The sequence below is a fragment of the Pseudomonas sp. 22072 genome, from assembly GCF_052046095.1.
In the GTDB taxonomy this organism is placed as follows: Bacteria; Pseudomonadota; Gammaproteobacteria; order Pseudomonadales; family Pseudomonadaceae; genus Aquipseudomonas; species Aquipseudomonas paracarnis.
Map to the genome: position 1 here is coordinate 77,370 of NZ_JBQEQE010000024.1, position 13,691 is coordinate 91,060.

The 13,691-nt window shown below is 62.5% G+C and carries 16 protein-coding genes; 3 read left to right on the forward strand and 13 right to left on the reverse strand.

What is annotated here, in order from left to right:
* The first annotated feature begins 121 nt into the window (after window positions 1–121).
* The gene (locus ACTJLA_RS21620; protein WP_440842091.1) at window positions 122–841 is read left to right on the forward strand and encodes a 16S rRNA (uracil(1498)-N(3))-methyltransferase; all 720 of its coding nucleotides are present in this window, start codon (window positions 122–124) and stop codon (window positions 839–841) included.
* Window positions 842–915: 74 nt separating this feature from the next.
* Here the strand turns inward: ACTJLA_RS21620 and ACTJLA_RS21625 are convergent, their stop codons facing one another.
* Genes ACTJLA_RS21625 through ACTJLA_RS21635 form a run of 3 tightly spaced genes read right to left on the reverse strand, consistent with a single transcriptional unit; the run spans window position 916 to window position 3,446 of the window.
* On the reverse strand, window positions 916–1,818 hold the full coding sequence (locus ACTJLA_RS21625; protein ID WP_054897561.1) for a transporter substrate-binding domain-containing protein: 903 nt from the start codon (window positions 1,816–1,818) through the stop codon (window positions 916–918).
* Window positions 1,819–1,843: 25 nt separating this feature from the next.
* On the reverse strand, window positions 1,844–2,194 hold the full coding sequence (locus tag ACTJLA_RS21630; RefSeq protein ID WP_034128923.1) for a RidA family protein: 351 nt from the start codon (window positions 2,192–2,194) through the stop codon (window positions 1,844–1,846).
* Between the two features lie 10 nt (window positions 2,195–2,204).
* The gene (locus ACTJLA_RS21635) at window positions 2,205–3,446 is read right to left on the reverse strand and encodes a D-amino acid dehydrogenase (protein WP_314548963.1); all 1,242 of its coding nucleotides are present in this window, start codon (window positions 3,444–3,446) and stop codon (window positions 2,205–2,207) included.
* A 107-nt stretch (window positions 3,447–3,553) separates the two neighbouring features.
* On the opposite strand from ACTJLA_RS21635, the gene ACTJLA_RS21640 reads away from it, so the two are divergent.
* Window positions 3,554–4,456: a LysR family transcriptional regulator gene (locus ACTJLA_RS21640; RefSeq protein ID WP_034128925.1), complete on the forward strand. Its 903-nt coding sequence runs from the start codon at window positions 3,554–3,556 to the stop codon at window positions 4,454–4,456.
* Between the two features lie 31 nt (window positions 4,457–4,487).
* On the opposite strand, the gene trhA is transcribed toward ACTJLA_RS21640, so the two are convergent.
* Window positions 4,488–5,105: a PAQR family membrane homeostasis protein TrhA gene (gene trhA / locus ACTJLA_RS21645; RefSeq protein ID WP_003195019.1), complete on the reverse strand. Its 618-nt coding sequence runs from the start codon at window positions 5,103–5,105 to the stop codon at window positions 4,488–4,490.
* A gap of 145 nt (window positions 5,106–5,250) precedes the next feature.
* On the opposite strand from trhA, the gene ACTJLA_RS21650 reads away from it, so the two are divergent.
* The gene (locus tag ACTJLA_RS21650; RefSeq protein WP_014720307.1) at window positions 5,251–6,165 is read left to right on the forward strand and encodes a LysR family transcriptional regulator; all 915 of its coding nucleotides are present in this window, start codon (window positions 5,251–5,253) and stop codon (window positions 6,163–6,165) included.
* A gap of 124 nt (window positions 6,166–6,289) precedes the next feature.
* Here the strand turns inward: ACTJLA_RS21650 and madM are convergent, their stop codons facing one another.
* The 9 genes from madM to mdcA all read right to left on the reverse strand — a co-directional run bounded on the left by madM (window position 6,290) and on the right by mdcA (window position 13,411).
* Window positions 6,290–7,054 (reverse strand): malonate transporter subunit MadM, encoded by a 765-nt coding sequence (madM, locus tag ACTJLA_RS21655; RefSeq protein ID WP_032897715.1) that lies wholly within the window; start codon window positions 7,052–7,054, stop codon window positions 6,290–6,292.
* A 5-nt stretch (window positions 7,055–7,059) separates the two neighbouring features.
* The gene (madL, locus tag ACTJLA_RS21660) at window positions 7,060–7,452 is read right to left on the reverse strand and encodes a malonate transporter subunit MadL (protein ID WP_003195024.1); all 393 of its coding nucleotides are present in this window, start codon (window positions 7,450–7,452) and stop codon (window positions 7,060–7,062) included.
* A 67-nt stretch (window positions 7,453–7,519) separates the two neighbouring features.
* Window positions 7,520–8,419, reverse strand: coding sequence for a malonate decarboxylase subunit epsilon (gene mdcH / locus ACTJLA_RS21665; protein ID WP_314548948.1), 900 nt, complete (start codon window positions 8,417–8,419; stop codon window positions 7,520–7,522).
* A complete protein-coding gene (locus tag ACTJLA_RS21670; protein ID WP_089041469.1) occupies window positions 8,416–9,012 on the reverse strand; it encodes a malonate decarboxylase holo-ACP synthase in 597 nt (198 codons plus the stop codon). The genes mdcH and ACTJLA_RS21670 overlap by 4 nt, the downstream gene beginning before the upstream one ends.
* Window positions 9,006–9,776, reverse strand: a complete 771-nt coding sequence (mdcE, locus tag ACTJLA_RS21675) for a biotin-independent malonate decarboxylase subunit gamma (protein WP_054916897.1) — start codon at window positions 9,774–9,776, stop codon at window positions 9,006–9,008. The genes ACTJLA_RS21670 and mdcE overlap by 7 nt, the downstream gene beginning before the upstream one ends.
* Window positions 9,773–10,615 carry a biotin-independent malonate decarboxylase subunit beta gene (locus ACTJLA_RS21680; RefSeq protein WP_314548941.1) on the reverse strand — a complete coding sequence of 281 codons (843 nt, stop codon included), beginning with the start codon at window positions 10,613–10,615 and terminating at the stop codon, window positions 9,773–9,775. Before ACTJLA_RS21680 ends, mdcE begins: the two co-directional genes overlap by 4 nt.
* A complete protein-coding gene (locus ACTJLA_RS21685) occupies window positions 10,608–10,907 on the reverse strand; it encodes a malonate decarboxylase subunit delta (protein WP_054897567.1) in 300 nt (99 codons plus the stop codon). The genes ACTJLA_RS21680 and ACTJLA_RS21685 overlap by 8 nt, the downstream gene beginning before the upstream one ends.
* A complete protein-coding gene (locus tag ACTJLA_RS21690; RefSeq protein WP_314548935.1) occupies window positions 10,907–11,740 on the reverse strand; it encodes a triphosphoribosyl-dephospho-CoA synthase in 834 nt (277 codons plus the stop codon). Before ACTJLA_RS21690 ends, ACTJLA_RS21685 begins: the two co-directional genes overlap by 1 nt.
* The gene (gene mdcA / locus ACTJLA_RS21695) at window positions 11,741–13,411 is read right to left on the reverse strand and encodes a malonate decarboxylase subunit alpha (protein WP_054916902.1); all 1,671 of its coding nucleotides are present in this window, start codon (window positions 13,409–13,411) and stop codon (window positions 11,741–11,743) included. It abuts the gene before it with no gap.
* Window positions 13,412–13,691 lie beyond the last annotated feature (280 nt).

Below are 13,691 nucleotides of genomic sequence, written 5' to 3' on the forward strand. Positions count from 1 at the left end.
AGGAGCGAGCTTGCTCGCGAAGGCATTCCAGGCGCACCGCTGCGTCGGATGTACATTTTTCGCGAGCAAGAACTAGGCGTCCCCCTCGCTCCTACATAAACAACCTCTTCAGAGAACAGACATGAGACTGTCCCGCTTTTTCACCGACACCCCGCTGAGTCTCGGTGACCACGAACTGCCCGAAGCCCAGGCGCATTACATCAGCCGTGTGCTGCGCATGAGTGAAGGCGATGCCGTGCAATTGTTCGACGGCTCCGGCCAGGAGTTTCGTGGCACCTTGCTGGAAGTCGGTAAAAAACGCGTCACCGTGCAACTCACGGATAGCTTTGCCGGCCAGGCCGAATCGCCCCTGCATATTCACCTCGGCCAGGGCCTGTCCCGGGGCGAGCGCATGGATTGGGCGATCCAGAAGGCCACTGAACTGGGCGTCAATGCCATCACACCGATCTTCAGCGAGCGCTGCGAAGTGCGCCTCAAAGACGAACGCGCCGACAAGCGCTTGCTGCACTGGCGCCAGGTGGCAATCAGTGCGTGTGAGCAATGTGGGCGTTCGACGGTGCCGGTGATTCACCCCCCGCTCTTGCTGGTAGACTGGCTCAAGCAAACCGAGGCGGATTTGAAGCTGGTGCTGCACCCGGTGGCAGAACCGATGATCAGCCACGCCAAGCCATCGAGCCTGGCGTTCTTGATCGGCCCCGAGGGTGGGCTCACCGACAATGAAGTCGAGACCGCCCAGGGCGCCGGCTACCACGCCGCTCGCCTCGGCCCGCGGGTGTTGCGTACCGAGACCGCGCCCGTCGTCGCACTCTCCGTCGCCCAACAACTCTGGGGCGACTTCTAACCTCACCCTGTAAACCCAATCAACTGTAGGAGCTGGCTTGCCTGCTCCCACAGTTTTATCGGGTTACCCCAGGCTTACTCCACTGGGTCACTCACCGGCTTGGCGATGATCGCTTTCAACTCGCTGGTCATCGGGAACTCCAGGTTCAAGCCCTTGGGCGGAATCGGCTGCTCGAACCAGCGCTGGTAAATCCCGTTGATCTCTCCCGAGCGGTACAGCTCGCCCAGGGTTTCGTTGACCACCGCGAGAAACTGCGGGTCATCCTTGCGCACCATGCAGCTGTAGATCTCCCGCGACTGCTCCTCGCCGACGACCACCCAGTGATGCGGGTCCTTGGCCTTGGCGCGCTCGCCGTAGAGCAACGCGTCGTCCATATAGAACGCTACGGCCCGGCCAGTCTCGAGCATCTTGAACGCTTCGCCATGGTCCTTGGCGCTGATCACGAACATATTGGCTTTGTGTTCAGCGTTATAACTTTTGAGAAAGCGCTCATTGGTGGTGCCGGCAGTGGTCACCACATTCTTGCCCGCAAGGTCGGCAAAGCCTTTGATCCCACTGTCCTTGGCCGTGAGCAACTGGCCCTTTACATAGATAAACCCGTAGGAGAATGCCACCTGCTTCTGGCGCTCAGCCGTCACGCCGGTGGAGCCGCACTCCAGGTCGACAGTGCCGTTCTGCACCAGCGGGATGCGGGTTTGGGACGTCACCAGGTTGTACTTCACCTTGAGGTCGCCCACTGCGGTTTTCTGCTGAATACGCTCGACAATCCTGTTTGCCAGGTCCACCGAGTAGCCCATCGGTTTACCACTGTTATCCCCCACATAGGAAAACGGCACCGACGCATCGCGGTAGCCAAGGGTGATGGACTTGGCGCTGGCGATCTTGCTCAAAGTGCCCTCCAGTGGCGCTTCGGTTGCATGGGCCTGTGCGCTCAACAAAAGCCCCAGCGCGCAGCCGGTCAACAGGATTGTTTTCATTGTTATTCTCCGTGGGTCTTTGAGGTTATTTACGGACTGCAATCACGCTGATTTCCACCAGCACACTCGGCCGCGCCAGCTCTGCTTGCAAGGTAGTGCGCGTGGGCGCCATGCCTGGCGAGAGCCATGCGGACCAGACTTCATTCATCGGCGTAAAACCGGCAGCGATGTCCTTCAGGTAGATCGTCGCGTTGAGCAAGTGGTCCTTATCGCTGCCCGCCTCGGCCAACAGCGTATCAATCCTGGCCAGCACTTCCCGGGTCTGGGTGGCCACATCCAGGCCGTCGCCGGGCACCTGGCCCGAAAGGAACACCAGTTCCTTGAACGTCACGGCACCGCTGAGTCGTTCGTTGCTGTTGATTCGGGTAATGGTCATGGCTGCATCCTCAAGCGGCGCGGGGCGTCAGGCCCTGCATATCAATGGAAGGGGTGCGCTGGTCGATCAATTCGGCCAGCAATTGGCCGCTGCCGCAGGCCAGGGTAAAGCCAAGCGCGCCGTGGCCCAGGTTCAGCCACAGGTTGCGATAGCGACTGGCGCCAATCAGCGGCACGCCCGTTGGCGTGGCCGGGCGCATGCCAGCCCATTCGAGCGCGTGTACGTAGTCAGCTGCATGGGGAAATGTCTCTACTGCCTGGCGCTTTATCAACGCCAGGCGCGAAGGCTCAAGGCCGGCATCGAATCCCACAATATCCACCATGGCCGCGACCCGTAGTTGCTCGCCGAGGCGCGCGTAGACGATCTTGCGGTCGTAGTCGGTGATGCTCACATTCGGCGCCTTGTGTTGCGGGCCAATCGGCGCGCTCAAGCTGTAGCCCTTGAGCGGGTATAAGGGCAGTGACAGCCCCGGCAGTGCCAACTCAGCGCTGCGATAACCGGCCGCCAGGACCAGTTGCTCGACTGGCATCACCTCATCACCCAGTTCGATGGCCTGCACCGCACCGCCAGCATGGCGCAGCCCGGTGACCTTGCGCCCGAGCAAGAACCTGCAGCGCCCCGACGCCTCAAGCCGGGCCGCCAATTGCCGGCAAAAAGCGTGACAATCCCCCACTTCCTCGTTCGGCGTGTAGATGCCGCCGACAAAGCCACCGGCCGCCAGTGCGGGCTCCAGGCGAGCGCACTCAACAGACGACAACACCTGTTGCTGCAGGAAATTTGTGACCTTGGCGCGGGCATGTTCGAAGGTGCTGGTACTGCGAAACATCACCAGCTTGCCGTTGCGCCGCCAGTCGAAGCCGCCCAGGCGATCATCCTCGCGCCACTGCTGTAACGTGCTCTGGCTCAGGGTAGCCAGGCGCAGAAGATGGGCACCGTTACGCCTGTTGACCGAACCCCGGCAAGCGCCGATAAAGGCCGCCATCCAACGCCATTGCTGTGGGTCGAGGCGAGGTCGCAACTTCAAGGGCGAGTCGCCATGCAACAACCACCCGATTGCCTGCAAGGGCACGCCCGCGTCAGCCAGTGGCGCAACATAGCGATAGGACAGTTGCCCACCGTTGGCAAAACTGGTTTCGCTGCCCAAGGTGCCACGGGCATCGATCAGCGTGACCTCATGGCCAGCCCGCACCAACGCATAAGCGCTGGCCAAGCCGATAACCCCACCGCCGATGATGCAAACCTGCCTGGCCATCCCAGCCCCCAACCGTTGATTAAGAGCGCTCAGCGTAGAGCCAGGTGACAGGTCACCAACAATGAATAAAGATGGCTCACCTATAAACAAAGGTTATGGGACTCGCCATGCGCTTGCGTCATATCGAAATCTTCCAGGCCATCCGTCAGACCGGCTCCATCAGTGCCGCCGCGCAGTTGCTGCACGTCTCGCAACCGGCGGTGACCAAAGTGCTGCAGCACGCCGAGCTGCAGTTGGGCTTTGCGTTATTCCTGCGGGTACGGGGTAAATTGCAACCCACCCCGGAAGCCCTGGCGCTGGAACGCGAAGTCGAGAAAGTCAGCGCAAGCCTGCAAGGCGTGCGGCGCCTGGCGAAAAGTTTGCGCCGCGAACCGGGACAAAGCATTCGCATCGGCGCAATCCCGGCGCTGGCGCTGGCGCTGCTACCGCCGGCGGTCCTGGAATGGAAGCGCGATTACCCGGACATTGCCTGTGAACTGTCCAGTGACCATAGCCACGAGCTGGTGCAAAAGCTGTTGATGCGCGAGATCGACCTGGCGCTGACGCTCAACTTTTCCGGGCATCCGGGGCTTACCACTCAAGTATTGGCCAACGGGGTGTTGGTGGCATTGGCGTCCAAAGGCTATTGGCCCGATGCCGAACGGCATCAGCCCCTGCCGTTGGCCGAACTGGCCGGCGCGCCCTTGATCGGCCTCTCCAGCGCTGACCCGCTGGCCGCCAAGCTGGAGAGTTATCTGGAAAGCGTCGACCCGCCACCACGCGTGACGATCTCGGTGCAGACCTATTCACTGGCCCGCGCGATGGTCGAATCCGGCGCGGGCCTGACCGTGATCGATCCGTTCACAGCATTGGGTGCTTCAACGGCCACCACCCATATCCGAACGCTCACCCCGCCGCTGCCGATCACCCTCTACGCGCTGACCCGTGCCAACGAACCTCCACCGCATATGCTGGCCAAGTTGCTAGAGATTTTTGGTCGCCGCGCCCAGGTGCTACTGGAACGCCTTTAAGTGTGGGAGCCGGGCTTGCCCCCTCCCACAATCAGAGCACGTAATGCATGATCGCCACGAAATGCAGCAGGCTGCCGCCAATCACAAACAAATGCCAGATGCCGTGGGAATGGCGCAAGCGATCCTCCAGGGCAAAAAAGATAATGCCTACGGTGTACAGCACCCCACCGGACGCCAACCAGATAAACCCTGCCGTACCCAACGCCGCCATCAACGGCTTGACCGCTACCAGTACGATCCAGCCCATCACGGCGTAGATCACGATGGACAGAATCCGCGCCTCCGAACGCGGCTTGATCTCCTGCAGGATGCCAATCACCGCCAGCCCCCACACAATCCCGAACAACGTCCAGCCCCACGGCCCGCGCAGGGTCACCAGGCAGAATGGCGTGTAGCTGCCGGCAATCAACAGGTAAATGGAAAAGTGATCGACCTTCTGCATGATCGCTTTTCGCCGGCCTCGCACGCTGTGGTACACCGTCGACGCGCTGTAAAGCACCATCAGGGTAAAGCCATAAATCGCCACGCTGACGATTTTCCAGGGACTGCCGTCCAGGCTTGCCACTACCAACATCCATACGGCGCCAATACACGCCGCGACTGCACCGAGCAAATGGCTCCAGGCGTTGAATCGTTCCCCGTGGTACATCTGTCACTGACCTCCCGTAACCCTCAAGAACAGGCGGACAAGCGTCCAGCCTTGCGCATCAGAGTGCAAGCGGCACGTGACGTTCCGGCGACGACAGCCGCGTTTACGGGCACAATCGAGTGCAATCGAACAAGAGCCCAAGGCCATGCTGATCGACGAAGAATTCACCCTCAAGAAGCTGGAGATCTTCCTGGCGTTCATGCGCACCGGCAACCTGGCCCGCGCGGCCGCCGAGTTGCAAACCAGCAATGTCAGCGTGCACCGCGCCATTCACTCCCTGGAAAGTGCCCTGCGCTGCCCGCTGTTCAAACACGAGGGGCGCAACCTCACTCCGCTGGAAAGCGCCTACGTGCTCGAAGAGCGTGCGCAGAAACTGGTGGCCGACGTGGTCGACAGCGTGCGCCTGACCCGCGAAGCCGCTGGGTTCTCGGCCGAACGTTTCAAGCTCGGCTCGCTGTATTCGCTGACGGTCAAGACCGTGCCACAGTTGATCATGGGCCTGAAAATCCGGCGCAGCGAACTGAATATCGACCTGATCCTGGGCTCCAACTTCGACCTGCTCTATAAGCTCAAGAACATGGAAGTGGACGCGATTCTCATCTCCCTCGACGAACACGCCCACGACCCCGACTGCGAGCAGATCGCGCTGTTCAGCGATGACATCTTCCTCGCCACCCCGGCCGATTCGCCCCTGGACCGCGATCAGGAAATCGACCTGGCCGACGTGCGCGATGCCACCTTCATCACCCTCACCCAGGGCTTCGCCACGCATCAGGACGGCAACCGGGTGTTCCATCAGGCCGGGTTCGAGCCGAAGGTGGCGATGCAGGTGAACGATATCTTTACCTTGCTGAGCATGGTCAGTTCAGGGGTGGGTTATGCGTTGCTGCCAGGACGTATCGCAGCGGTGTATGAGAACCGCGTGAAGCTGATACCGCTGCAGCCCAGGTACCGCCTGCAACAGCAGATCGGTGTAGTGTTCCTGAAAGCCAAGGAGCGTGACCCAAACCTGCTGGCGTTGTTGGCGGAGTGTCGGATGTATGCCAATCGCCAAAGCTGAGGACGATCGCTCCCACGCTCTGCGTGGGAGCGCAGCTTAGGACGCTCCGCGTTCGCTTTTTGACCGTGACGCAGAGCGTCACAAGAGGCGTTCCCACGCGGAGCGTGGGAACGATCATCCCCTATCAGCCCACCAACCCACGCATCAGCAAAAACAACAACGACGGCCCCAACAAACACCCCAGCGCCGTATAGAACGCCGCCGTCAAACACCCATAAGGCACCAGCTTCGGATCAGTCGCCGCCAGGCCGCCCGCCACACCGCTGGAGGTGCCCATCAAGCCACCGAAGATCACCGCGCTGCGTGGGTTGTTCAGCCCGATCAGCGGCGCCACGAACGGCGTCATCACCATCACCAGAATGGCCTTGATCAACCCCGCGGCAATGGACAGCGCCATCACCTCGGAGCTGGCCCCAATCGCCGCGCCGGTCACCGGGCCGACGATATAGGTCACGGCCCCGGCGCCGATGGTGGTGAGGCTCACCGCATCGGTGTACCCGAACGCCATCGCCACCCCTACCCCGGCAACGAACGACGAGCCCACGCCGACAAACAGCGCCAGCACCCCCACGAAGCCGGCGCGTTTGAGCTCATCGACACTCACGCCAAAGGCCGTGGCGACAATGGCAAAGTCGCGCAGCATCGCACCGCCCAGCAGGCCGATGCCCGACAACAGTGGAATATCCACCACGCCCTTGGAACCACCCGTAAACGCACCGCCCACATACGACAGCGCCAACCCCAGCAAAATGGCAATGGCCGAACCATGCAGGCGGCCCTTGGTGAAGGTATCGGAGATCCAATAAGACACCCACATGGTCAGGCCGATCACGGCGAAACCACTGATCAAGCCGTAGCCGGTGATCACTTTCATCATCGATTCGTACATGGCGATCACCCGGCTTCTTTGGTGGGAACAGGAGCAACCGGCTCGCGGTTACCGATACGCACCAGCACGGGCACCAGGGCAAAGCCGAGCACCACGGCGAGGGTCCCGGCCAGAATCGCCATAGGCCCACCGCTGATGGCGCCATACACGTTTTGCTGGGCAGCCATCGCCACCACAATCGGGATATAGATCGCAGCCCAGAAACTCACGCCTTGCTCTGATTTGCCGGTAAACAGGCCGCGTTTGCTCAGGTAGCTGCCCAGGCCGATCAACAGCAGCATGGCAATACCCACCCCGCCGACGTTGGCCGGAATACCCAACAGCTTGCCCAGCAGTTCACCCACAAACAGCCCTGCCAGCGTGCAGAACGCCAAAAAAGCCACACCGTAGATAATCATGGTTGTTGTCCTCAAAGTGCTCGTTCGAAATTGTTGTTTTTGTGCTTCGAAAGCCTTGGGTACTGCGTTATCGGTGGCGGCGCTCCTCCTCTTGCAGCAGGGCCTGCAAGGTGTCCAGGCGGGCGCCTTCGCAGGCGATCACCGTGCCTTGTTCAAAAACACGGCGTGACAGACCGGTGAGCACCGCGCCCGGAGGCAGCTCGATTTGCAGGCGCACACCGCGCTCGTAAGCGCTTTGCACCGTGCCGCGCCAATCGACGACGCGGCACATATTGAAGGCCAGGTCGTCACGCAGTTGTTCGGGGTTGTGGATAGGTCGCGCGCGGGTGCTGCTCAGGTAAGTAATGCGCGGCGCCTTGAGTGGGACGAAGGCTTGGAACAGTGCCTGGGCGGGTTGCTCCAGCAACGGGCAGTGAGACGGCACGCTGACGGCCAGGCGCTTGGCGAAACCGTTGCCTTTGATGCGTTCGGCAACTCGCTTCATCGCCTCGTTGCTGCCGGCGATGACGGTCTGGTTGTCGGCATTGATATTGGCCAGGTACACCGGCGTTTGCGGGCTGTGGATATCCGCCAGCAAGGCCTCGACGCTGGAAAGATCAGGGCCGATCAGCGCCGTCATGCCATAGCCCTGTGGATAAGCCTGCTGCATCAGTTCGCCACGCAGGCTGACCAGTTTTATCGCATCAGCAAAACCCAGGGACCCGGCGATCACCGCAGCCGGGTAGGCGCCGATGGACAGGCCCGCCACATAATCCGGCGTGCACTGTAATCGCCGGGCATGGGCCACGCCGGCGATCACCAGGCACAGTTGCACAGCCCGCGTCGATTCCAGAGCCTGCGCCGAGTCGAGCCGACGAACGTCTTCACCCAGGGCATCACTGGCCTCTTGCACAATGGCGGCCGGCAACGCCTGGAGCATGCCGCTGCGTTGGGCGCCCTGCCCCGGAAACACCAGAAGGCTACTCATGCCACGGCCTGCCAAGGGTCGAGCACAAGGTGCGCACCGCTGACGGTCTTGAGCAGTACACGGCGTGAGGGGCCGGCCCATTCGCGCAACGCGACGGCACCGAAAGGGGTTTGCAGTTGCAGGTCGACGGCGCAGGGCGCGGTGTCCAGGATCGCCAACAGCGCTCGCGCCTCGCTACGATCCAGGGGCTTGGGCGTGCACAGGATCAAATCCAGGTCACTGTTGGCATGCAGCGCTTCAATGCCACTGGCCAATTCAAACCCGGCACTGCCGCTGACGCCCCAATCTTGCGGCGCCAGCACCGGCCGCAGTTGATCGAGGGCCCGCAGCGCCGGTAAATCCCGTGGTGAGACCGCCGCTCGCAAAGCTTGCGGCGCCACCCGCCGTTGCACCGCCGCCACGGGCATCTGGGCGGCAAAACGCTGCTCACGCAAACGCCCACGCACACCGACCGCCACATGGCCCGGCTCGGCGATGGCACGCCGCACCACTACCGGATGCCCGGCACGGATCGCGTCCCGCACCCAGGCCGGGGCATCGGCAGGCAGATGCGCCAGGGTCATGCCCCAGAGTAAGTCGTGGGCGTTCACCATTGCTCCCGCAACAGCTGGCGCACTCGGCTGGAGGCGGCTCGGTTGGTGGCGCCAAGGCGTGAGCTCAAGTCGGTACTGCCGATATCCTTGACTGCCTGCACCAGGCAATCGCTGACTCGCGCCACGTCATCCGTCGTGGGTTGTTCAATCCGGGTGACTGACAACGTCTCCCACAGCAATCCCAGGCTGGCATAGCTGTCGATGTCATAGGCCATCGGCGGCACGCTGGCGGCCAGGGTTTCCAATTCTTCGACGCTACGCAAGGTCACCCGTGCCGCCGAGGCCTTGCCCATGGCATGCACCATCACGCCAGGGTCGCGCAGGGCGATCAGGCGATTGGCCTGGTAGCCGTGGGCGAGGAACGCCCCCGACATGGCCTTGCCCACCAACAGGGCGATCACCGGGTGGCCGGCGAGCCGAGCGCGAGCGTAGCTGTCAGCGGCGGCGGCCAAGGCCTGATGAATGCCAAGGGCTTCTTCGCGACGACCATAGGCTTGGCTGGGTACGTCGACGATAGCGATGATGGGGCGCTTGTCACCCCGGGCGATGGCTTCGTCCACCGCCTTGGCCAAGCCCCAGCCTTCCAGTAGGCCGACTTCGCCATTGCGGGCGCGGGGGAAGCGGTTGTGCGGGTCGGGGACCACGGCGATGTAGCGCACCGCCTGTTCACCCAACACACCATCCGCCACTTTCAATGAGCCCGGCAAACCTTCGACCGGCGTTGCGTTGGCGCTCAACGCGTTGAACCACTGCAAGCCTCTCATGAGCGTTCTCCCTGATACAGCGCGCGAACAGTCGCCGGCTCGATTTGCGCGCTCGCGTCCAGTTCGGCCAGGCGCGCCAGGTAAAAATCAGCGCGCCGGCTGCGCGGTTGTGTGGGCACGCCCTGCTGCAGCAGTGCGCTGACAGTCTGCTGGATCTGCGCCACATCGTCGGCCACATAACGGTCGGCCAAGCCACTGTTGAAGCGCTGCTCGCCACCGGTAAGGCTCCAGATAAACGGGCGGTCGCGGGAGTCGTATTCCTCCAGGCCAGCCTCCTGCTCGATCACTTGCGGGCCATTCAAGCCCAGACGTGCTTCGCGAGTCATCACCAGGTAGCTGCACAAGCCAGCCGCGATGGACATGCCCCCAAAGCAACCGACACTGCCGGCCACCACGCCGATCACTGGCTGGTACTGGCGCAGGTCGACAATCGCCGCGTGAATGTCGGCAATGGCAGCCAAGCCCAGGTTGGCTTCCTGCAAGCGCACGCCGCCCGTTTCCAGCAGTAGCACCGCGCAGGTGGGGACGCCGTTGCGGTTGTCTTCGGCGGCCAGTTCCAAGGCGCCCGCGATTTTCGCACCGCCAACTTCACCCAGGCTGCCGCCCTGGAAATTACCTTCGATCGCGGCAATCACCACAGGCTTGGCGCCGATGCTGCCCTTGGCGATCACCACACCATCATCGGCCTGGGGCACCACGCCTTGGCGGCTGAGCCACGGCGACATGACCCGCTGGAACGGGTCGATCAACTCGCGGAAGGTGCCTGCATCCAACAGCGCCTTGGCGCGCTGTCGAGCGCCAAGTTCGACAAAGCTGTGTTTAGCGAGTAAGTCAGTCATGGCCGACCTCCTCGAAACCTTGCTCCAATCGCAAGCGCACCACACCGGGCGTGGCACCGAAGTCGTGGATATCAATGTTCAGGGCCGGTGGCGTCTGCTCCTGGAAGATGCGTTCGAACAGGTGCTGCCAGCGTTGCTGCGCGCCATTGACCGAGGTTTGCACCTGGATGGTCAAGGTGCCGGGCGTGCCCGGCTCCAGCAGCACTTCCAGGTCGCCCGAGCCGACGCAACCCACCAGCGCACGGCCTTTGGGGGGCTGCCCGGCGGGGAATTCAAAGGATAAGGTTTCCATCACAACGCTCCGTCGAGGCGGTCGATAAACAGGCAGGCGGCCAACAGGTCGGCGGCGCCGCCGGGGGAGGCATTCAAGGCCAGCAGTTGCAGGTCCAGTTCATGCAGTTGGCGGCGTCCGGCCAGGTTTGCGCTGCCACCGGCGTCGAGCACAGCCTGGGCGCCCTGTTGCATGGTAGCCAGGCCTTCGGTACCGGCGCGGTAGAGCACGCAGGTGTCTGCCAGGTCCGTCATGATCGCCAGCAAAGCATCCAGCCGGGCGTTCTGCTCACCGGCGTTTTCGCGGCGGCTCTTGTGCAGTTGCGGCAGGCCGCGTTGAGTCACCGAAGGGAAGCCGAGCTGGGCTTCTTCACGGGCACCGCGTGCACCGTAGCGCTGTGCAACCTGGGCGCCATGGCTCATGGACTGCGGGGCGAAGCGGTCGTTGAGCAGGGCCAGCTTGGCGGCGGTCAGGGTTATGGTGCGGGGCTCCAGGGCCGCCGCAGCGGTGAGCAACCCCAGCGCCCAGATCGCACCGCGATGGGTGTTCACGCCCTGGGTGGTGGCGAGCATGGCCTGCTCGCCTTCCCGGCCAATACGCCCGAGCGCTTCGCGCAGGGTCAGGCCGACTTCGCCGATGTCGAGCGCGGCCTCGGCCATTTCCTTGAACATCGGCCACAGCGACAGCGCCGAGGCGTGCATCAGCCCCAGGTGCAAATCGCTGTGGGCGCCGTTACCGCGCCGGTCTACCAGGGCAGGTTTAGGCGACAAATCCGCTTCGTCGATCAGCGCATCCACGGCCATATCCGCCAGGCGATCGGCCAGGCTCAGTTCATGCTGTTTGAGCGCGCGCATTTACCAGCTCCTGAATTTGGCGGGCGGGTTGTAGAGGCCACCAGACCAGTCCACCAGGTCGGCCACGCTCTTGGCGGCCAACAACTCGCGGGTGGCGTCGGTGCGGCGAATCCCCAAGTCTTCGGGCAAGGCAATCAAGCCTTCGCGGCGCATGCGCGCAGTGTCCTTGGGGTTGTGGCGCATACCGATGGCGGTCACCCCGGCGACGGCGGCGATCATCGCCTGACGTTCTTCCAGGGAGCGTGCCTTGTACAGGTAGGCGATGCCTTCTTCGGTGAGCAAATGGGTAACGTCGTCGCCGTAGATCATGATGGGCGCCAGGGGCATGCCGCTTTTGCGGGCCACTTCCACCGCGTCCAGGGTGTCGACGAAAGTGGGTTTACCGCCTTCCTGGAAGGTCTCGACCATCTGCACTACGAGTTTTTTGCCGCGTTCAAGCAAGGCCTCAGGCGCATCGTCGTGGCGCATATCCAGCCAGGCCGGTGTGCCATGACGGCGGCCGCGTGGGTCGTGGCCCATGTTCGGCGCGCCACCGAAACCGGCGAGGCGGCCACGGGTTACGGTGCTGGAATGCCCGTCGCCATCCACTTGCAGGGTGGCGCCGATAAACAGGTCCACGGCGTATTGGCCGGCGAGTTGGCAGAACATGCGGTTGGAGCGCATCGAGCCATCGCGGCCGGTGAAGAACACATCCGGGCGTGCGGCAATATAGTTTTCCATGCCCAGTTCGGTGCCGAAGCAATGCACGCTTTCTACCCAACCGCTTTCAATCGCCGGGATCAATGTGGGGTGCGGGTTGAGGGTCCAGTTGCGGCAGATCTTGCCTTTGAGGCCCAGGGATTCGCCGTAGGTGGGCAGGATCAATTCGATGGCAGCAGTGTTGAAGCCGATGCCATGGTTGAGCGACTGCACATTGTGTTTTTCGTAGATGCCACGGATCGCCATCATCGCCATCAGCACATGCACCGGCTTGATATGGCGCGGGTCGCGGGTGAACAGCGGCTCGATGTAGAACGGCTTGTCGGCCACCACCACGAAATCGACCCAGCTTGCAGGGATGTCGACGCGGGGCAAGTCGGTGACGTCATCCACCAACTGGTTGACCTGCACGATGACGATGCCATCGCTGAAGGCGGCGGGTTCGATCAGCGCCGGGGTGTCTTCGGTGCTGGCGCCGGTGTAAATGTTACCGGCACGGTCGGCCATGAAACCGGCCGAGAGCACCACGTTGGGGATCAGATCCACCACCAGCCGCGCATAGAGCTCGATGTAGGTATGAATCGCGCCGATCTCCAGCATGCCGTCTTCCAGCAACTGGCTGATGCGCAGGGATTGGGTGCCAGCGAAAGAGAAATCCAGCTTGCGGGCAATGCCCTTTTCAAACAGGTCCAGATGCTCGGAACGGCCCACGCTGGGCATGATCATGTGCAAATCGTGGAGCTTGGCGGGGTCGGCCTTGGCCAGGGAGCGCGAGAGGAAGTCGGCCTGCTTCTGGTTGTTGCCCTCCAGCACTACGCGGTCGCCGGGGAGGATCAAGGCTTCAAGGGCCTCGACGATCTTGTCACTGGGCAACACCGCCCCGTCTGCGTATTTCTTGACCAGCCCGAGCCGCCGCTGCTTCTCGTCGCGCCGCCGCGTCCAGCGCGAGTCGGGGGTGATGGTTGTTGTCATGGTCGCTCCACGGGGGGTTGCTGTCGTGGGGCTTACCTTAGGAGTGAAGCGTTAAGGCATCAATCAAGCTGGAGGACGAACCGTTACGCCTGGAGTAACGAAGATCAAACTGTGGGAGCTGGCTTGCCTGCGTTGATGGTAGGTCGTGCATAACTGATCGTTCCCACGCGTGGGCATGCATCCTGTGACGCTCTGCGTCCCCCTTATGCTGACTGGCGGGACGCGGAGCGTCCCCGGCGGCATTCCCACGCGGAGCGTGTGAACGATCAGTCAGGCCAGG